The following is a 20,480-nucleotide window of genomic DNA, read 5'->3' as shown; positions in this document are numbered from 1 at the left end:
CCCTACATTGTGCTTCATTCAAGCATGTATCAGGTTTGTTTTAGTTGTGGGTCTAGCGTTTGGTCTAATTGTCAGCGTTGCACTGACGAGGGTTTAAAAGGGAAGGGATGATGCTTTATCATTTAGAACGGTAGCCTGTCGCTTTCTGGACACTTGCTGTCTTGACACCAACCGAAGTTATCGAGTTTACCTTTACAACAATCACAAGTGAGCTTTTGACGTATTGCCTCTACAATTGTTTGATCTGGTGAGTAGTCATCCCAGAAATGTGTATGCAACACTTTCAACCAACGTTTTGTATCTGCAACATCAAGTTCATTTCTGGCGAGTGGTGCAGCAAACCAACCAACTCCTTTAGATTCAACATCTATATCTGAAACATCAACGTTTCCGATCAGGCTGACCAGCTTGGACTTGTCACCTTTCGGTGCTGTTACTTCTGTTGGTGCTTCAACAATCGTTGTTGTTGCCTCTGCTGCTTCAACAGGTGCCATGTGTTTAACTGGTTCGGGCTTTCCATCACTAGACTGAACAAAACTATATACTGCTGCGTCCTCTCGTTCTTCTGTTTCTTCATCCACCATTAAACACTGTTTGTAACTTGCTAACTCTGCAGCACACATATAGTAAGTAGGGCATGGATCGTTAGTTGTAGTGTTTATATCATCGACAAATCCGAAATTTGCATCTGTTTCGTCGTCATAACCATCTGGTTCCGTAAGAGCAAACATATAACATTCGACGTGTGGGTGTTCGGTGAAGTATGATTCTGTTCCGTAACAAGGTTGCTTTCTGTCTTCTTCTCGTTTTTTCTGTTCTTCTAATCGTTCAGCTTTAGCCTCATTACGTTGCTCGGTTGCTTCTGGTGTATCGAAAGTAGAAAGGGCAGGGTTTACCAGATCGTAATCTTTCAACACATTATCAAGCTTTCGGATTGACTTCTTACCAGCATTTTTAATCGAACCTTTAGAAGTTGTTGCCACATCAAGTAAACCAATCTGCATTAGCTTTTTTATACGTGCTCTGTTACTTCCACTAGAACGATATGAACTACCAGTAACAGCAGTGCAAATCCTGTCTAGGCTTTCGAAGTAGGGAGAATGTTTAACGTTCTTGAAGTAGGCTTCACGTTGAGTAATAAAGGTAATGATCTTGAAGTCCACACCATCAAAAGGAATGATCTCTCCTGTCTTTTTATTCTTAAATCCAGTTGCCAGCGTATATCTAGCATCAATCTGAACAAATCCAATATTCTTGTTATAGTCGCTTACCACTTGTATTCTCCTTTGCCTCCACTTGGGCACTTGTTTCAGAAAGTTGACGTTGTAATTGCTGCATTAGCTCGATTGTTAATTGAGTCGGGCTGAGTCCTGTCTGATCTGCCAAATCACCAACCAATTTGTCGTATGGGTGTTTGAGTTGAATTTTCACGAGTGTTACTCCTATTAGTGCGTTTGCGGTAGTAGACCTAACGATTTTACTAACTCTTTAACTTGTGGTCGTTTAGATAACCATTCCCACGGAATCTGCCCCTCTAGGGCTTCCACTTCTTCTAGGTAGCATTCAAGTTCAATCTCTCTGATTTCTTCTGGTGTTAGCATGCTGTTGTCTCCTGTTTCTGTTGACGGTAATAAAGAGCCAGAATGATGTCATTTTGCATACACAAGAGCAGGTCATCTGGGTTGCGGTATGATGTTCTCACAATAGCGGTGCGCTTTATCTCATCTCGCTCAAGTCGCTTTAGTTGGTATCGGATGTAATCCCAATCGAGCTGGGGAATGTTATTAATAATGTCGTTCATTTTAAGATTTCCTTATATAGCAGATACACGAAAACTGCCCCTGTGTGATTCCTTCGTGTAAAGGCACAGTTGCAAAGGTTAGATTGTGGTGATGTCACCTTACGGAGTAGGTGTAACTAGGTGGTCAGGATGACCGATAGAGCAGGGTAATTTGATTGGTTAATTTCAAACTATACAATAATCATACCAAGATATGAGATCTTTGTCAAGAACTTTTGTTATTTGTCATTGACTACTGTTTTTGTTTGTGCTAGCGATGTTTCAATAATCTCATGAACTAGATTATTTTGCAAATTTTAGAGCTTATCACTAGGAATCGTTTAACTGTTAGATATTAAATTTATTGGAGTGGTTTTATCTGTCCAAACACAGACTTTTCATAAAAAATATAGGAGATTAACAGAATGCTATTTATAGAATGATGTTTGGTAAGGTGAAATTATTTTCAATTAATTTTGAAATGTCGTGATCTACCTAATCTTCCTCTTAGCTGAAACAACACTTTGCACTCTTGTGAAACCAGTCTGTATTTCTGCCTAAATTTAGGCAATTCTAAAAGGTAACATCGTTTTGAAACTGCCTAAATTTAGGCAATCTTTTATTTCTACATATCTAAACTTTGCCTGATTTCAGGCAGATTTATCCTACCAATAAGTAAAAGTGCCTGAATTTAGGCAATCTTAACCTCAAAACTGCCCGCTAGAGGTCACCTATGTTATATATAGATAATACTAAGTCAGATCAGAGACTCGTAAACTCGTCAAACCAATATATGTCAGATCTTCACTACGTTCATAGACTCATTACATTCGTCCTAAACACCATATGTTAGATCTCGTTCGCTGTGCTCACTCAAGACTCACCATGTTCGTCTAACCAACACAGTAATATTTGTATTAACAATATTAATATATAGATATGTAAGATCAGAGACTCACTGTGTTCGTCTGCCCTAAAGGGCTTACTAATATGTTATATAGAAGAGACTCGTAACCTCGTCCTCAACGCTACGCTTATGTGTTTTCTATGTTCACTGTGTTCACTAAGAAAAGAAACCCTGTGTTGTCTTTAAGCTCCGCTTACACATGTTGTGTGTTTATCACTTCGTGATAGTGAATGTGTTTTATAGCTCCGCTATCTATGTGTATGTAAGATTCACGATACAACCCACCTGTAAAGCTCATAGACAAGCTATTTCACTTTCCATGTGTGATGTGTTCATCTAACCCCTAAAGGGGCTGTGTGTTGCTTTCATAAATCTTGTGTTATTCAAAGAGTTCGCAGTGTCGTAATCCAACACATTGCTATACTTAACCTCATGATACTTTTAACTCTGTTCAACGCTGAGACATCACCATGAAACGTTTATTGCTGGCTGCTATGTGCTTACTTACGGCTACTGGACAAGCAGAAAGCATCTGTAAAACCGATGCGATAGGAATAACACGTTGTAAGGACTCCAATGGGGTAGAGACAAGGTACAGGACGGACACGCAAGGCACTGTTAGATCATCGGACGGAACAACGTATAAGGTTGACGCTCATGGAGCTATACGAGGCTCAGACGGCTCAATATATAAGACTGATGTAAACGGAATCATTAGAGATAACAAGGGTAATACGTGGCGAGAAGATGCTCACGGAAACTTGAGGGGGTCGGACGGATCAATCTGTAAGAAAGATCCCCACGGTGCCGTAAGATGCACAGATTAATAGATGAGGCTTATGATGAAAAGAAAATACGTTACAACGTTGTTGGTAATAGCAATATCAGGCTGTGGTGACTATGAATCGGTATCTATCCCTAGCTTAGAATTAACGGAAGAACAAAACCAAGTGCTCTTGGGAGTAACAGCGTCTAACCTGACATGTGCTGCTATCAGCAGATATTCAAATGATATCGGCTCACCGATTGAAGATCGGAGTTATCTAGAAAACGCAGAAACTGCTTTTAGTATTATCGCTAATTCTAATCTAAGTGATAGAAGTAAAAACTGGGATGAAACTTATAAGCAGATGAAAACCGTAGTTTATAATGGGGTTATTACAGATTTGAATAATGCACCATCTTTAGATGACTTTTACGATCATGTATTTCCACATTATCAAGAAGCCTTAAAAGTAAAATCTATCCGAGATTGTGCCGATGTAAGTGCAGTAACTAGGCGTATTCTTGACCCGTTGTTGGTTCTGTAAAGTAGTCGATAGTGGATGATAAAGAGGTCATTACTAGTGAAATTAAGCAATACACCTATTAACGATAGGTTTCTTATTACTTGCTAAACAAACCTCTCTATCCATTCTTACCCCACAGATTAAAACTTTTCATAAATGGTAATCAGTTTACCAAAAATGCAACATTCGATGCTGAATAATAATTCAAGAAATGCATATAACCCATTTGTGCAATATAAATGCAAATACTCTGATATTAAGTCGATTTGTGCACTGGATGTGTGAGTGTGGGGTAATTGGTGAGCAAATGCTTCTATGCGGCTCAGACAAGCGTTTTAGCGGTGAATTGGTGTGATTGTATTGATGTTGATTAGGATGTGCTTAGAGGGAGGGAGATAATGAACAGTGCATTAGTAAATTCTAATTTATCTTTATATACGATGTTGGTGAGGTATCTATACAAAGCTACCTGTTTTTGCAATGCCCCAATATAGTGCAAATAATTTCAAACTTTTCTTGTTCAAAACTCCCAACTTTAAAGATAGAAAACTATCGAAAATACACCATTCAACCTCAATTCATAAATATTAGAACAGCCTAATTTAACATAATGGATCTATCGCGCACTTGAAATGTTATTATTACGGTAGTAAAACGCTCGAATCCCTTACTGTATAAGGCTTGGTGTATGATTGTGGTTTGGTGCGCACATAATAATTTTTGTATTGTTTAATGAAATTATGTTGGTCACACCGTGACAATGTATTGTAGCTGCAACACCGTTGCAAAGGGTAGTGTTTAAAGCTTATGTACGCTTCTGAGAGAAGGTTAATTGTGTGAAGAATACACTTGCATCGAGTTGTCCTAAAACGGCTGTGTGTGCTTGTACGGACGTACATAGAGTGGGGTGTTTGAATAGAGTGTCTTCTGTATGCAGGTAAGGTGCATAAATATTTCTACATTTCTACGGTTTTCACATCTGGGCGTGTGTGCCGTGCTCAGTGAGTCGATCTCTCAATTTTGAACTTCAAAACCTTGCCAGCATTACCTTATCTATCCATTTAGATATTTTGCCATATCTACACCAGAGCCAATATTTTAAATGCTTATGTGTCAAATTTTATTTTATAAATATGCAGGCTTTCATGAATAAATATGCTGTTTATGTTATAATTAGACATATAGAAATATTTCTATCCTTCCCGAACTAGTCCAAATACCCCAATTTTAAGCAGCACACCACAAATTACACATAACTTACTGAAATATAGGTAATTTATATTTAATTTTGGTGTATTTACACAAAAATAAGCAGTACACCTTTTTTCATGATATTTCAGCACATCAAGGTATCCCAATGACAACAAAACAACGCCTTGCAGAATTAATTCAATCAGATTTAAGAGCTCTTACGTTCTCATTGATAGGTGATACACCACGGATCGCAGAGAGTACAGTTATCACAGTCTGGTTGTTAGGTTTGAATCTAACACCTAAGCAAGTGGTAGAACTTCAGCCAGCCGTACACAACTCATCCCCGACATTAACAACCGTCTACAAGGTTTCTAGTCGATTCAAAGACACAGTGAAGTTACTAAAGATTGAAGCTCACGAACTCTACACAAAAGCCAACCTACTATAAAAAATAAGGAAACAACACAATGTCAGCCGTAACAGTGAACATCCCAGTTCAACCAAAAAATACAAACCAGCGAATTCTTGACCAACAGTTAGATCAAATCCTAGACCTGATTACGCAGAAAAATAAAAGCTTAGGTGATCTCACGAAAGCATTCCCAAAGCTCACAAAGGTTATCCTCGACGCTGCCACGGGTAAGAACAAGGATATTTCAGGAGTCCAATTGAAAGCGGTTCAAATGGCCTTATCAATGGTTACAGATTTAGAAAAATCTATCAAAGACAGTGAGCAGATTGTCTTAGCTCTTGAAGCTGTCAAAGAAGCAGAAAAGACAGCACCAAAAGATAGTAAATCTTCTCTTCTCCCTAAACTTTAATCGAGAGGTGTACTATGCAAATTCGACTTATTGGTGAGCACATCTCACTGCTGTACAGATACTTAACACACCTTGGTTACAGTGAAGAAGAGATCCAAGAGAAAGGGGTGTACTGTCCATTAATCAGCCTAACCTCTACCGAAACACACCAAGTTTTGTATGATTTCATTCTGAGTGAACATGGATCACTGTTCGAAATTCTTAAACTAGGCGGGTTCAACCATTTGATTTTTGTACTACAACAATTTGTTGAAAATACAGGCTTACCTTTTTCGCCACCAACACAAGAAGAACTCACACAAGCGTTCAATGATGCTGTGAAGCTCTACAACAAAGAAAAGGTTGTTGGTTGTGAGATCATAATAGGATTTGGACAAAGTAATTAGCGTACATCCCCTGTACTCTAGATAAGCTGCCTTGAAGTATGCTCGGGTATAGGTTGTGCTATAACATTTTATCAAGATACTCTTGGTTGATATTGGAATGTATAAATATTATACTCTTACGGACACATTAAGTGTGGAGGTTTTACCATGAAAAAACGTACAAATAAAACACGTCCAACTGCTCTACAGGCTGAAGAGTTCGCAAAAGCTGTACAAAGCGTTAGGCGAACGAAGGAGCAGTCTTTAGAAAAATGGAAAGTGAAGTCTCCAGTGACATCTTTATAAAAAGACAGCAGTTTGACTATAAAGAGAGTCACTCTTTAGTTTTTACGTTAGATGCCAAATTAGATGACGGCGAAGCATTAACGAAAGTTTATACAGACTTTATAGACTACAAATGTTCATCAAGTGATGAGGATATGCCAGCGCCGAGTGAAGATATCCAAAAGGACTATGAACCTCAGAATAGTTTCTTTGGTAAAGATACTGCTAACCGATTCCCTAAACCAAAAGTGGCAAATGAGAATATTCACCATGTTCATGTTTTCGATGGATCTAGATCGTGGAGTATTTGGGAAGCAAAAGAACAGTTCTATAGGGTTTGTGACACACTGTTGTTTTACTCATCATTTTTAAAATCCAACACAAGATATTTTCATGTATTGGATTTTCTATACAACCCCGTTGGAGATAATAAATCTCATCAAAAAATGAAGGACGATATATACATGCAAGCATTGGCTGATAGGGCTGAGTTGTATAGAAAATCCTTATGAGAGGAGCCTATAGGCTCCTTTTTAGTGCCTGTAAGAAAGGTTTAAGCTATTGGTTTAGGTGTGTAACTTCATGTTATTTAGCAAGTACTCTTGTAACTAAGGGAAGTTACTTGTTGGAGCTTTCATAAACCAATTCCTCTCCAGGTACTAACCTAAAAATACAGTCTTCAGCTTTTAAACCATTAAACTTCAACTGGTTAATGTACTCACCTTTAGTAACTAAGTCTTGAAATATGCATTGCTCCAGCTTCTCAACATGGGAAAGCATGTGAGCAAAATCGCTAAGTATGTCCGTAGTTTCTTCTTTAAGTTGTAACCTAGATAATTCGGAAGTCCGTATATTTAACTCTTGAATATCCGAGTGGGCTACCTCAGAGTTTCTTAGTTTATTTACAAGGTTCATATGATCCATTGCACAATGTTCAAACTCTAAACATAAATGGTAAGGGTGTGCCAAAGAACCAACCATAGAAACAGGATGACCTTTCAAACCCTTCGATGGTTTACAGGTTGGACAGGGGGATTCAAGCAATTGCCCTAATGCCATTCGCCCATATAGTTTTTGTGGGAACTCAGTACAAAAAAGAAGCTGTTTAATTGCAACCTCACATATCCTTGCAGAATACAGAAGAATTTCATTATATAAACGAATCCTCTCTATCTCTGTTTCTATCTCGTCACAGGTCGGATCTACTTCATGAGCATAATCATGAGCTTCGTTAATAACTTTACTCATTAGTAATGACAGGGTAACTGCACTGTTCGTATATGGGTTATAGAAGCCTCCATTTTCAGGAGCTTGTTTAGGCGGTGACAGGGATAGATGACCTTCCTGAAGCATCCATGCTCTCAACTCAGTAGCAATAGGTAGAAAATTCACCCCGTAGATACACTCTCCTGACCACCTGAAAGCTCGAGGGGAAAAGTTCCAATCAAGGTGTGAACCATGCCAATCACGTTTACTATGCTGTTCTTCTGCTTGTTTACTTGGCACTTTTAATCCCCTCTTAATTATAATTTCAGGTTAAACACGTTACTCTCACAAAGATACGAAACGCTTTCAATATAAATGAATGCTGTATATAAATACAGTGATGGTATATCCTAGCATTTTGAGCAAGTGAGGGTGTCAATATGAAACTTACTGAGAGCCATTGTACACGACAGTTAAAATCTGCATTGCTCGTAGAATACCGTTGTGAATGTGGTGAAGGTTTTTATCGTGTATCTCAAGACCACCCGATAACGAGACACAATCAGATACCACACCTTTGTACTAGCTGTAATCAGTTAGTCTATTTTGCTGCGCCTTACCCCTTTGTAAGAGTTAACAATGATCATGACTTTGTACACTGGCAAACGTTGAGAGGTGCAAACTTAAAAGGTAAATAAGGCGGCCACGTTGCCGCCTGTAGTTCTACATGAATTCATAGCTTAAGCAATTGATACTCTCCGCTAATGATGGAACGTGTTCAACACCTCTATCTATGTAACGTTGTTTTGTTCCTGTATGGCTGTGACCCATTAACCATTCAATGTGAAGCTCTGAAACACCACCAGAAGCCAAACCAGAAGCAAAGTTATGTCTAAAGCTGTAAAAGCTTAGTGGTAGGCCTTTGCTATCTTCTTTAGACATACTGAGAGATTGCATCAAACGATTAAAACGTTGTGTGATGCTTTGAGAGGTGTATATTTCACCACCTGCTTTAATATAGTCGACCACACCGAACTCTTTTAGCTTAGAGTGAATAGGGATGTAACGCTCAGCATTGACGGTTTTAGTTCCTCTTACATGTATGTAATCAACACCTTGCTCAGTCTTAATATCTTCTGGTTGAATGTTAGAGATTTCACTATTCCTCATCCCACTATACATTTGAAGAAGGATCGCTACTTTGAAACCATCTAAATCATTAGTCGTTGCAAAGGTTTGAAAGTCATTCAACTGAGCTTTTGTAAATGAACCACGTTCACCACCTCCAACAAAGTCATTAAAGCGCATATCTTTCACTGGATTGTTATCTATCACAGCCAAACGCCAAAAGTGGTCAAAAAACAAATTAACAGCCGTTTTAATCCTACCTAGTGTTTTACCTACACGTTCACCTTTTGGAACGTCACCTTGTTCTGCTGCTTCTATGCGCTCCTCAAGGGTCATTGACTTCCAAGGGTTGTGTTTGGTTAAAGGGAACTGGCTATACAACCTGAAAACTCTATCAATCTCCTTACCGTTGATGTCTCCGATTGGTTTATCCTTCCACAAGTGCAGAATTAAACGTGATAGATAGTTAATCTTTTCATCTGAGGCTTTCTTACTAACAGGCTTGTTTTTCTTAATGTACAAGTTGCTCGATTTATCATGAATATATTGATCTAAGGCTTCTTTGAAAGTCGGTGTGGTTGGGGAATCTACCAACTCAGTTTGTGACGCTGTATCAATCTCAAAACTTTGTTTTAAAGCAGCTAGGTTGTTGTGAGCCGTAACTAGGTCATCATTCGCTAGAGCGTTAGCAATCGATTTTTTATATGTGTCGAGTAGTCCTAACTCTTGGGTAGGCTGTTCATAATGTTCTTCTAAACCACAATCGTTTTCATCTGCTTGAGGTAAATTCGAAGGTCGGCGAAGCTTATCAACCTGTGATTCTCTAAAAGTAGGCACATGTTTGTAATGCTGGCTTAGATCTTCGATTGCCATTCCTTCTGCATCTTCTACCTGCATATTGTGTAAGGTCGCGCCTATAGTCTGCTTGTAGTGAGCTTTGATAGCTGCCTTACCTTGTAAAGAACGAGGGTAGAGTACCGCTGTTGCTGCTTCTATGGCTGTATCAATCTGATCATCAACTATCGCTTTTAACAACTCTACAGACATTTTCCCAATTCTCCTTGTTTCGATTAATACATTTTCTACCATTTCTTGAGCAACAGGTAGTATATCGGTTTTAAGTGACTTCCTAAAAATTTTCCCTTCGCAACGGATAGAAATATAAAAAAATCTTCCTCTTTTTATTAGGTAATTTGAACCATTCGTGTATGACAAGACGTATGACATGTGTATATCATCCAGATAATCATGCTAACCTACCGGAAAGCACGTGTTTTACTTATCTGAGAACCCCGAATTGTGGATAGCTTTACCGCTTGCAACATTTGTTACGTTGGCACTTGTAGTGATGAGTTTGTTGAAAAGATTGTTAACGCCAGTAAACACTTAATCGCAGCGAGTGTTATCAAGTTTGGAACACTCCATGACACTTTTATTTTAGTTATCCACAAAAACAGTGGATAACTTTTGGGATAACTAAATGGTGTAAAAAGTGGGGTGTTTCTGCAGGCTTTGCGCCATGGGTCTTACAGTGAAATTCTTATTCACATAGACACAAAAAAGTGTCTTCTTAACCATGTCGTCAAGTACTTTTTCGCAAATTTTTTCTACTTTAATGCACTTTACAGGCGCTGTTGGATATTTCGCAAACCCATGAACTTTTTGTGATTTTAATCAAGTCCAAACACGAGTAGAATTCACCGTTAGTAAAGAATTTTCCTTATAAAATTTTTAGTGAAGCAATGAAGTCTGAGTTTCCAAGTTATAAAGATAAGCATATCGCTGTTGTTGGTGGCGGTGTAGCAGGTGCAACAGCAGCAATTCATTTTGCGGAGCTGGGTTTTAAAGTTTCCGTAATAGAGAAGGGCGTATCACTAGTAAATGGTCCACCCATTTGTCATTTGCATGCTGGTGGTAATTTATATCGAGAGATTTCCCAGCAACAATGCTTAGACTTGTTAGAACAATCTATTGATACTGTTCGCCTGTATCCGCTTTCACTGAATATTCGTCCGACAATCATCGCGGTTCCTCATTCCGATGGTGGAGACCCATCCACACTAATTCCGCGATTAGAGGTTGTGAAAAGTGCTTATCAGACGCTCGTTGATAAAGATGAGAATAATAAAGTGCTCGGCGAGCCAAGCGAATACTACAAACTGTATTCAAAAGCGGAGCTAGAAGCTCTCGCGCAACGTACTCAACCAAGTCATCCTACAAACTTCGATGAGTGGTGTATTCCTTTTGCTCAACATGCTGATCTTGAAGCGCTAAAGTATCCTGTTGTCGCAGTTCAAGAATATGGTTGGAGTGTTTTTCGCCTCGCTGCAATTGCCAACTTAACACTAGATACGCTTCCTAATGCTTCAGTCTTCACACAAGCAATGTTCAAGCAAGCCGATTGGACGGGGGAACACTGGCAACTTGGCTATGAACGTGAAGGTATCGATTACCTGATGACATGCGACTACTTGGTTAACGCGTGTGGCTTTGAAACAGGCTCAATTGACAACACAGTTGGTGCCAAGCGAGACAGGTTGGTGGAGTTTAAAGCCGCTTACGTTACGAGGTGGGCAGACTGTCAACAACAATGGCCAGAAGTTATTTTTCATGGCCCGCGTGGAACCGATAAAGGAATGGCTCAATTGACGCCTTATGGCGATGGTTACTTTCAACTTCATGGTATGACAAAAGGAATCACGCTGTTTGAAGATGGTTTAGTGGAGAGCACGAACTCATCTGCTCAACCTGAACTGCCTATGCCTTTACTCTCGAAGATCCGTAACGGCTGGAGAGAAGAAGTGTTAGAAGAGCGAACGAACAACGCCATCAAACACATGGCACAGTTCATTCCCGACTATCACTCTGCTGTAAAAGGAGGAAAAGCATTATTTGGCGCTCAGCAAATTCCCGGCACAGATCCAGTACTCAGAGCGGCAGATGTGACTTTTGAAGATAACCACTACGCGAGAATAGAGGTGGTAAAAGCGTCATCGACACTACTCGCAGCGCAAAAAATGCTTCAATTCTGGTTTGACATCGATCCTAACCAAAATGTGGAAACACAGCATCCGGTCGCTGTAAAGTGGTCTGAACAAGAGGTCGAGCAGTACGCGATTAAACTCACTCAAGAGCGAGGCTATCCACAAGCTTTAGCAGTGCGTTATGGTATGCCTGCATAATCGGCTGTGTTTGGGCTCAGTGGTTGTATTAATACCCAAAAAACTGAGCCCATTGGCACCATACTTCTTGCAAGCCTAGTCTATCTCCTTTCACAAAATTGACTTTTTGTCCGGGTTTCGCCTGTGCTAGTCTAGGTAAGTCAATACGGGCTACGCAGCCAAATTTAGGATACCCGCCAATAGTCTGGTGATCGTTGAGCAGCACAATAGGGTTACCATCGCTAGGTATTTGAATTGAACCTAATGCAATTCCCTCAGATAGGACGCCTTCGTATGGTGGACGAATGTTATTGCCCTCAAGACGGTAGCCCATGCGATTCGAATTTGGGGAGATGATGAATGCTTTGTTATAAAATGCTTGGCGAGTGTCTTCATCAAAGTCCTCGTTCTGATAGCCTTCAATCACTCTCAGCTTAATGGGTAAGTTGTAATCTGGCTTAAAGCGAAACGTCATTTGCCTTGGTTTACGTTTCGGTAAGTTATGAGGGACAAAGGGAAGAATATCGCCAGCTTTCAAAGCGCCACCATTTGAATCATAACCACCTAGAGATTCTCGCGAGACGGTCGATGCGCTTCCTAAGTGCTGAGCAACATTGAATCCACCTTTAACCGCTAGGTAGGAGCGAAGTCCATTCCTTGCGACTCCGAACTGAAGCTTCTGTCCTTTTTTCAACGTAAAGTCAGACCAATTTGAAATAGGTTCACCATCTATTTTTGCATTTAAATCACCGCCACATATAGCAAGGTGGCAGTTATGCAATGCAATAAAACAAGCGTTACCCAGAGTAATTTCAATCGCAACGCAATTGACTACGTTACCAAGCAAATGGTTGGCCCAACTGTAAGCATAGTCGTCGACCGGGCCACCTTGAGTCACACCGACATGCGCTAAGCCAAAACGACCAAAGTCTTGAACTAAAGAGAGCGGTCCTGGCTTTTCCACCAGTAATCCACCGTAACTCATAGTACGCCTCCTAAATCGATAAACTCTTGTTTTGAAATAGCATTAAAGGTGACCTTGTCACCCACTTCAAACGGTATAAAAGGAGGAGAGTCGGAGAAGAGCGCAAGCGGGCTTTTACCAATAATGTTCCATCCGCCAGGACTATCTGATGGATAGACGGCCGTTTTAGAGTCTGCGATTCCTACACTTCCGGCCGGCACTTGAGTTCTTGGTGTGGCAAGCCTTGCCATGTGCAATTGAGTATCAACGTCAGAGAGAAATGCAAAGCCTGGAGCAAAGCCAATTGCAGAAACCGCGTACTCGGTTTTCGTATGCAGGGTAATAAGATCGTCTAATGACAGACCTCGCTTTTGAAAACGAGATAGATCTAACGCGGTTTCTTCAGAGTAATATACAGGGATAGTAATGTGATTCGGCTGGGAAAGCTTAAGTGATTGAGTATCAAACTGGCTCACGATTTGTTGCAGCTCATTGACTAAGTTTTTTTCGTTGATTCGAAAAGGTAAGTAATCAATGAGAATAGTTTGATAGGAGGGGACAACGTTCATAACAATTGAAGCGAAAGTTTCTCTTATGCTGCGAGCAAGCTCTCCGACTGCATTTTCAGAAATACTCTCATCAAACTTAATGAAAATACTGCACTCGGAGATCAAAGAGATATTAAATTTCTCTTTATGCATTAATTTCCTCCAGCGTATAGGCTTTGGCGGATCTTTTGGATCAGCGCGATCGACTCTTCATTGTCACCATGAACACAAATTGTGTCGGCTTCCAATAATATGTAACCGCCTGAAGCGGTTTTGACACGCCCAGAGTCAGCTAAGGTCCGGACTTGCTCAAGTATCGCGTGCTCGCTTTTTAACACGGCATTGGGCTGTGTTCTAGGAGTCAGTAAGCCGTCATCTTGGTATAAACGGTCTGCAAATGCTTCAAATAGCAAGGGAACATCATAATCGTCTGCGATTTCTAAGTATTTTTCGTTTTCCTGTGAAGCTAGGATCATTAAAGGTACTTTGAACAGTGCTGCCGCCTTTACTACCGCTCTAAATATCGCATCACTTTTCATCATATCGTTGTATAGAGCGCCATGAGGCTTTATGTAACTGATGTCTGTGTATTGCGCCCGGCATAATGCTTGTAAAGCACCAACCTGATATATAACCATGTTCGTAATTTCATCACCCGTCATGCTTATGCTTCGTCTGCCAAAGCCTTGTAGGTCGGCGTAACCTGGGTGTGCGCCAATATCAACATCGTTGTCATTCGCTAGGGTGATGGTGTCGTGCATGACATTAGGGTCGGAGGCATGAAAACCACACGCGATGTTCGCCATATCAACATGGGGCATCACTTCTTCATCTGCGCCCATACTCCAAGAGCCAAAGCTCTCGCCCATATCACAGTTCAATGTAAGTTGCTGTTTATTCAATGTCATACGTTTTATTTCTACACAAGCAATGGGTTTACGATGCAGGAAAATGCATCTAGGTTCAGTGACTCACTTCATTCTTCTATCATGAAAACGAAGCTTTTTGAGCAGATAGCTGACGAAAAAGATCACGTTAGTCCATAAAGATGTTGCCGTTATTTGAGTTGATCCGAATTTTAAGGTATTTCGTTTCTTTTCCATCCAATTTTTGAGAATTTAAGGTTATTTTGCATTAGCATCGTGTTAATCTTGTCGCCCTTCATGGGTGATAGATTGCATAATGGTTCTTCTGTCATTTTTGTGGTTGTCTGCGACAGGAATATATATGTCATTACGAGCGAAGCTTATTTGGCCTCTTCTGGTCTTTTTAACGGCTATCTTTGTTATCTCAAAAGGTTACACCTCGTATACTGTATACCAATCGTCTAAGCATGAACTGGTCGAGCAGACAAGAAAGCTGATTAACAATGTTTCTTTCTCAATTAAAGATGCGCTGACAACAAAGGACAAGCAAAAAGCTCAAACTATTCTCGCCAACTTTTTAAACCAGCCAAATGTAACGCGGGTCAAACTTTATGACCAAGATGACCAACCATTCGCTGTTATGGAGATAAGTGGGGCACTAGCACCCGTTCCAAGTCAAACCGAAAGAAGTAGGTTGCACGCTCTAGGCTATGCCTTATCAACCAAATTTCTTTATGTTCTAGAGCCGATTATCCATGATGGCTATGTCATTGGTAGCATGAGAGTTACGCTTTCTCATCGCCCAATTGTAGAAGCCATACAATCTTTACTTCAAGATGGCGCTTTACTTCTTCTGTTTCTGATCGCTGGTGGCACTGTTTTTTACATAAGTATCGAGAGGCTTGTTCTCAAGCCCGTTATGGAGCTTAGCCGCTTAATAGAGAATGTGACACACGGACGAAGCACGGAAAATCAAGCACGCTATTACGCCAACGATGAAATTGGAGAGCTCGCGAGATCTTTCAATCAAATGATGAATAGGTTAACAGTACGTGAGAAGCAGCGGCAACATTCGCTAGACACACTAGAACAAAAGCGCGCATTTTCAGAAGAGGTTATCGAATCTGTTCAGCATGCATTAGTTATTACAGACAATTCCGGACGTGTTATTCATTGTAATACGGCGACCCAGCAAATATTTCAAAAAAAATTAGATGAACTTAAATACGCCAATATTCGTGATCTAATTAAAACCAAAACACCGAATGAGCTGAGTCAGATCCTGAGTCGAGGCTTAGAGTGCGATGATATTCACCTCAAAAATGCAGATAACGAACAGCAGTTGAGCCTAACCAGTCGTCGCCTCTCGACACATGAATACTTACTGTTTTCGATTCAAGATATCACCGAAATTGAAGAAGCCATAAACCGGCAACGTGTTGCGGGACGTGTTTTTGAAAGCAGCCAAGATGGTCTCATTGTTCTTAATCATCGCGGTGTCATTACGATGGCAAACCCTGCCGTCACTAAGTTAGTCGGCTTAGAGGTGGATCAGCTTATTGGGAAGTCATTCATCCAAACGCTAAAGTGGCGCAAGTTACAGGAAATGATGCCTAGTATCATCGAGTCGATAGAAAATTATGGCGTTTGGCAAGGTGAAGTTATCGAGAAGAACCATATTGGTCAGTTTGTACCGATGTTTGCTCGAGTCAATCGTATCGTTAAGTGTGAAGACTATGGTTTCTATGATCTGGTTATTGTTCTTACCGACCTTTCCGGCGCAAAAGAGATGGAACGATTAGAGCATTTAGCTCATCACGATGCTTTAACGGGGTTAGCCAATCGATCTAAGTTCCATTTAGAGTTGGAACAACTAGTACAACGCTCTGGATACTTGCGTGACGAATTTGCAGTTTTGTACCTCGATCTGGATGGATTTAAAGAAGTTAACGATACCTACGGTCATGATGCAGGTGATGAAGTTTTGAAAAAAGTTTCCGAGCGTCTAACATCTGCGACGAGACATAGTGATTTAATCGCAAGACTTTCTGGTGATGAATTTGTCATGTTGGTAAATCCCGCCAATCAAAAAGTGGTCACCCGAATAGCAGAACAGTTGCTCGAGAGCATATGTGCTCCAATTGAGTACAAAGGTCACTTACTCAAAGTTGGCGTTAGTATCGGCGTAAAATTAGTCGGCGTAAATGAGCGCGATGCTACTCGAGTTTTAAAAAGTGCGGATACGGCAATGTATCAAGCAAAGAAAGCCGGAAAAGGCCAAGCAATATTAATGGGATGCGAATTACAAGAGACAGTTTAAATCGTAACGTCAAAGCTTTAAACTAACCCAATTCGCGTCAGAAGGAATAATAAAATGAAAGTACTCGTTACGGGTGGTATGGGCTATATCGGTAGTCATACGTGTATTCAAATGATCGAAGCTGGCATGACGCCAGTGATTCTAGACAACCTGTACAACAGTAAATCTACGGTATTAGATCGAATTGAAAAGGTATGTGGTGTAAAGCCAATCTTCATTAAAGCCGATATCAGAGATAAATTGGCGATGGTAGAAGCACTAAAGTCGCACAATATTGAAGCTGTTATCCATTTTGCAGGTTTAAAGGCCGTCGGTGAGTCTGTAGCAAAACCTTTAGAGTATTACGACAACAACGTTAATGGCACTTTAGTATTGGTTGATGCAATGCGTGAAGCCGGAGTTAAATCGTTGGTATTTAGTTCATCAGCGACTGTATATGGTGATCCTGCATCTGTACCCATCACAGAGGACTTTCCAACTAGCGCAACTAACCCATATGGGCGCAGCAAATTAATGGTAGAAGAGTGTTTAACCGACTTCCAAAATGCGAACCCTGACTGGAGCATTACACTTCTTCGTTACTTTAACCCGGTAGGTTCACATCCAACAGGCGAGCTAGGTGAAGATCCTCAAGGTATTCCAAACAACTTAATGCCGTTTGTTTCTCAAGTTGCGGTAGGGCGAAGAGAGTTCCTTTCTGTGTTTGGTAGTGATTATCCGACCAAAGATGGCACAGGCGTACGTGATTATATTCATGTAATGGACTTATCCGATGGTCACGTTGCTGCATTAGAAAAAGTAGGTAGCAAAGCTGGCCTTCATATCTATAACCTCGGTACTGGTAACGGCTACAGTGTACTGGACATGGTGAAAGCATTTGAAGCCGCAAGTGGTAAAGATGTCCCATACCAACTTGTTGAGCGTCGTCCAGGTGATATTGCAGAGTGTTGGGCGGATCCATCAAAAGCGATGAATGAGTTAGGTTGGAAAGCAACTCGCACTCTAGAAGAAATGACTGGCGATACATGGCGCTGGCAGTCTACTAACCCTCAAGGTTATCCAGACGCCTAATATTTAATTTACATAATAGTAACAAAAAGGCGCGTGATTGCGTCTTTTTTGATCCAAATCGGAAAAAATCGTAAATTACTGGTTAAAAGGTAGCAAGTATATATAGAGCTGTTAAACTATGCCCGACTCTTAATTTGGGTTATAAATTTTCTCATAGCTATTGGGGTAGTTCATGGAACTCGGTCTGATCATCACTTTCATCATTGCAGCAGCAGTAATGGTGAAAAAAGAGATGGCAAAACAGTAAACTTTCATTTTTCATACTTTTCTTTACATTTTTGAAATGAAAGCCATAAAAAAAGCCAGCATTACGCTGGCTTTTGTGTTTTTAAGGTTTAGAACTCGTATTTAACACTAATGTTGTAATTACGCTCAGCTTGCGTTTTGTCTCGACTTAACTCAGTCTTACCGCGAACATCGTTCCAAAGATGGTATTCTTCATTCGTTAGATTCATAACACCAGCACGAATGGTTATATCTTTCATTGGTTTGTAGTACGCCGTTAAGTCAACGACTGTCGCAGACGGCAAAGCAACTTGGTCTTTGATTCCGCCTTTATCACCATCAGAGTTGATATCACTGTTCGATTTCTTAGCCGTGTAGTTTACTTTTAGGCTTGTCCCCCAAAGTGCATTTGGTGAATCGTAATTTACAGCAGCCACGGCATTCCATGGGTTTACACTGTTCAAAGGATTACCATCACCATCTTCACCTTCTGTGTATGCTGCAACAAAGCGAGTTGTTACGCCTGATGGAAGACCGGCAATAGCATGCCAATCAAGACGGTTAGAGAGCTCAACCCCTTTAATGTTTGCTTCACTAATATTGATATTTGTGAATTCAGTTAAACCACCATTGTTTGATGACGTTTGCTCAATAAAGTCACTGTAATCACTGTAGTAGAACGCTACTTCAGTTGCCGACGCTGCAGTGTTATGACGGTAACCAAGCTCATAAGACAAACTCTTTTCAGATCCCAAATTTGGGTTAGGGCGGTTGGTATAGCCATGAGCCGGATTATCGTAGGTGTAGTAAAGCTCGTCGAACGATGGCGCTCGGAACCCTTGGCTCACTTGCGCGAAGATCGTGCCTGGTTGCGATATAGAGTAAGTTGCTCCTAAACGACCAGTTAATGCAGAGTCGCTAAACTTCTCGAATGACTCTTCAGAAGTATTTGAAGGATTAGTAGAGAAGTAATCGTAACGCACACCTGGAGTCAGAATTAGCTTGTCATTAAGAAGCGAAATTTCATCTTGCAAGAATAAACCAAAGCTTTCTTCTTTTGCATCCGGTGTGTAAACGTAAACAGTATCTGACGTGCCAGGATCGGAATTAAACTCGCGATTGGTATTACTGATGTCACTATGTTTGTACGATATTCCGTAAACAATATAGTGATTTTGAATCTCTTTATCTAACTGAGTTTCGAATTCAAATTTGTCTTCAGTATATTCGTAATCTTTTTTCTGTTGGTTGTCACCACTAGGCGGTACGTAAGGTGGGTAACCAGGGCTGGCTTCGATAAAGCGATTAGAGACGCCGTTTTCTTCTTTACCAATCCATGTAAGCTTGGACGTGATCGTATCCGAGATAGCTGCATCTGCAAACCAAATGTGCTTGAGCCCAATGCGATTTTGCTTGGTTGTGTCTTCAGCGTTGAAGTTTTTGTAACTTTTATGTGCGATCTCTGAGTCAGTCTCGTTGTAAATAACTTCTCCCAAAAACTCCAAGCGATGGGCGTCATTCAATTGAGATTGAAGTTTTACCAATAGATCGTTTTTGTAATAATCTTGGTTGTCCACAGAATAGTTATCGTAAGGCGCCTTAGAGAAGTTTTGTAGCTCTGCACCATCACGGCGTGTAAAGGCTATAAGTGCTTCTGTATTACCGAAACGCTTTGCTAAAGCTACATGCTCACTAAAAGAGTTATCTTCCGATGAATAAGAGAGTTTAGCTTGACCACCAAAGTCTTTACCATCTTTGAGGAAATCCTTCGGATCTTTTGTTTCGAATGCGACAACACCGCCAATTGCATCACTACCATGTAGGCTAGAAGCTGCTCCTTTAACAATTTCGACACTCTTTAGCATATCGGGGTCGACAGTAACGGCACTAGAATTGATAAACGAATATGGTCCACCGCTGAATACACCTGGTTGAGATGCACCGTCTACTAAGATTTTAACTCGTTTACCTTCCATCCCGCGAATGTTAATACTTTGGACGCCTTGGCGTTGAGTGCCATTAACAGTAACACCTGGCGTATACTCGAATAGATCATTCAAGTCCTTTACCATGTTTTCTTCGATGTCTTTCTCTGATACAACAGCAACAGAAGCAGCAACAGTGTTTATGGTTTGGTTGGTACGGGTGGCCGACACAACGACTTCTTCAAACTTAGAAGCTTCTTCCGCATAAGCAGTATGGGAAAGGGCAACTAAAATGGAGGCTGACAAAATTGATTTTTTATACATTGGCTTCAATACCTTAGATCCATAATAGGTAACAACACGCGGATATTAATGGATCTAAATGGTAATTACTATCATTACCATTGTCATTTATTGATTTGTAT

General features: G+C 40.5%; 19 protein-coding genes. 9 read left to right on the top strand and 10 right to left on the bottom strand.

Translation table 11 applies throughout. The features are described 5' to 3' along the window. Positions 1–122 precede the first annotated feature (122 nt). The 4 genes from R7D93_RS16060 to R7D93_RS16045 are packed head-to-tail and all read right to left on the bottom strand — an operon-like array spanning position 123 to position 1,801. On the bottom strand, positions 123–1,274 hold the full coding sequence (locus tag R7D93_RS16060) for a DUF6945 domain-containing protein (protein WP_225495918.1): 1,152 nt from the start codon (positions 1,272–1,274) through the stop codon (positions 123–125). After that, on the bottom strand, positions 1,258–1,431 hold the full coding sequence (locus R7D93_RS16055) for a hypothetical protein (protein WP_225495916.1): 174 nt from the start codon (positions 1,429–1,431) through the stop codon (positions 1,258–1,260). The genes R7D93_RS16060 and R7D93_RS16055 overlap by 17 nt, the downstream gene beginning before the upstream one ends. A gap of 14 nt (positions 1,432–1,445) precedes the next feature. Next, positions 1,446–1,601, bottom strand: coding sequence for a hypothetical protein (locus R7D93_RS16050; RefSeq protein ID WP_176721303.1), 156 nt, complete (start codon positions 1,599–1,601; stop codon positions 1,446–1,448). Further along, positions 1,595–1,801, bottom strand: a complete 207-nt coding sequence (locus R7D93_RS16045) for a hypothetical protein (protein WP_225495908.1) — start codon at positions 1,799–1,801, stop codon at positions 1,595–1,597. Before R7D93_RS16045 ends, R7D93_RS16050 begins: the two co-directional genes overlap by 7 nt. Before the next feature lie 1,725 nt (positions 1,802–3,526). Between R7D93_RS16045 and R7D93_RS16040 the strand changes: the two genes are divergently transcribed. The 6 genes from R7D93_RS16040 (at position 3,527) to R7D93_RS16015 (ending at position 7,153) form a co-directional block, all read left to right on the top strand. Continuing rightward, positions 3,527–3,997 (top strand): hypothetical protein, encoded by a 471-nt coding sequence (locus R7D93_RS16040; protein WP_193237678.1) that lies wholly within the window; start codon positions 3,527–3,529, stop codon positions 3,995–3,997. Positions 3,998–5,333: 1,336 nt separating this feature from the next. After that, the gene (locus tag R7D93_RS16035) at positions 5,334–5,618 is read left to right on the top strand and encodes a hypothetical protein (RefSeq protein ID WP_225495906.1); all 285 of its coding nucleotides are present in this window, start codon (positions 5,334–5,336) and stop codon (positions 5,616–5,618) included. A gap of 19 nt (positions 5,619–5,637) precedes the next feature. Further along, the gene (locus tag R7D93_RS16030) at positions 5,638–5,991 is read left to right on the top strand and encodes a hypothetical protein (protein WP_225495904.1); all 354 of its coding nucleotides are present in this window, start codon (positions 5,638–5,640) and stop codon (positions 5,989–5,991) included. Positions 5,992–6,005: 14 nt separating this feature from the next. Next, on the top strand, positions 6,006–6,377 hold the full coding sequence (locus R7D93_RS16025; RefSeq protein WP_225495902.1) for a hypothetical protein: 372 nt from the start codon (positions 6,006–6,008) through the stop codon (positions 6,375–6,377). 147 nt (positions 6,378–6,524) lie between these two features. Further along, the gene (locus tag R7D93_RS16020; RefSeq protein ID WP_182020411.1) at positions 6,525–6,662 is read left to right on the top strand and encodes a hypothetical protein; all 138 of its coding nucleotides are present in this window, start codon (positions 6,525–6,527) and stop codon (positions 6,660–6,662) included. Further along, positions 6,629–7,153: a type II toxin-antitoxin system YafO family toxin gene (locus tag R7D93_RS16015; protein WP_193272535.1), complete on the top strand. Its 525-nt coding sequence runs from the start codon at positions 6,629–6,631 to the stop codon at positions 7,151–7,153. Before R7D93_RS16020 ends, R7D93_RS16015 begins: the two co-directional genes overlap by 34 nt. Before the next feature lie 106 nt (positions 7,154–7,259). Here R7D93_RS16015 and R7D93_RS16010 read toward each other — a convergent pair whose 3' ends face one another. Next, complete coding sequence (locus R7D93_RS16010) at positions 7,260–8,147, bottom strand: hypothetical protein (RefSeq protein WP_193272536.1); 888 nt, start codon at positions 8,145–8,147, stop codon at positions 7,260–7,262. A gap of 423 nt (positions 8,148–8,570) precedes the next feature. Beyond that, a complete protein-coding gene (locus tag R7D93_RS16005) occupies positions 8,571–10,202 on the bottom strand; it encodes a tyrosine-type recombinase/integrase (protein WP_225495900.1) in 1,632 nt (543 codons plus the stop codon). A gap of 515 nt (positions 10,203–10,717) precedes the next feature. On the opposite strand from R7D93_RS16005, the gene R7D93_RS16000 reads away from it, so the two are divergent. Then, positions 10,718–12,157: an FAD-dependent oxidoreductase gene (locus R7D93_RS16000; RefSeq protein WP_213867711.1), complete on the top strand. Its 1,440-nt coding sequence runs from the start codon at positions 10,718–10,720 to the stop codon at positions 12,155–12,157. A 28-nt stretch (positions 12,158–12,185) separates the two neighbouring features. Here R7D93_RS16000 and R7D93_RS15995 read toward each other — a convergent pair whose 3' ends face one another. Genes R7D93_RS15995 through R7D93_RS15985 form a run of 3 tightly spaced genes read right to left on the bottom strand, consistent with a single transcriptional unit; the run spans position 12,186 to position 14,556 of the window. Further along, positions 12,186–13,121: a biotin-dependent carboxyltransferase family protein gene (locus R7D93_RS15995; RefSeq protein ID WP_213867712.1), complete on the bottom strand. Its 936-nt coding sequence runs from the start codon at positions 13,119–13,121 to the stop codon at positions 12,186–12,188. Continuing rightward, positions 13,118–13,801, bottom strand: a complete 684-nt coding sequence (locus R7D93_RS15990) for a 5-oxoprolinase subunit B family protein (protein WP_005386313.1) — start codon at positions 13,799–13,801, stop codon at positions 13,118–13,120. The genes R7D93_RS15995 and R7D93_RS15990 overlap by 4 nt, the downstream gene beginning before the upstream one ends. Then, positions 13,801–14,556, bottom strand: a complete 756-nt coding sequence (locus R7D93_RS15985) for a 5-oxoprolinase subunit PxpA (protein WP_053307689.1) — start codon at positions 14,554–14,556, stop codon at positions 13,801–13,803. The genes R7D93_RS15990 and R7D93_RS15985 overlap by 1 nt, the downstream gene beginning before the upstream one ends. A 319-nt stretch (positions 14,557–14,875) precedes the next feature. On the opposite strand from R7D93_RS15985, the gene R7D93_RS15980 reads away from it, so the two are divergent. Both R7D93_RS15980 and galE read left to right on the top strand, forming a co-directional pair. Then, on the top strand, positions 14,876–16,834 hold the full coding sequence (locus R7D93_RS15980) for a diguanylate cyclase domain-containing protein (RefSeq protein ID WP_085569032.1): 1,959 nt from the start codon (positions 14,876–14,878) through the stop codon (positions 16,832–16,834). A gap of 54 nt (positions 16,835–16,888) precedes the next feature. Continuing rightward, positions 16,889–17,905 (top strand): UDP-glucose 4-epimerase GalE, encoded by a 1,017-nt coding sequence (gene galE / locus R7D93_RS15975; protein ID WP_213867713.1) that lies wholly within the window; start codon positions 16,889–16,891, stop codon positions 17,903–17,905. A gap of 335 nt (positions 17,906–18,240) precedes the next feature. On the opposite strand, the gene R7D93_RS15970 is transcribed toward galE, so the two are convergent. After that, positions 18,241–20,379 carry a TonB-dependent hemoglobin/transferrin/lactoferrin family receptor gene (locus tag R7D93_RS15970; protein WP_213867714.1) on the bottom strand — a complete coding sequence of 713 codons (2,139 nt, stop codon included), beginning with the start codon at positions 20,377–20,379 and terminating at the stop codon, positions 18,241–18,243. Positions 20,380–20,480 lie beyond the last annotated feature (101 nt).

Source organism: Vibrio sp. YT-15 (assembly GCF_033337445.1).
In the GTDB taxonomy this organism is placed as follows: domain Bacteria; phylum Pseudomonadota; class Gammaproteobacteria; order Enterobacterales; family Vibrionaceae; genus Vibrio; species Vibrio alginolyticus.
Note: the sequence above shows the minus strand (reverse complement) of the source record. Positions and strands in the feature narration are given on the sequence as shown.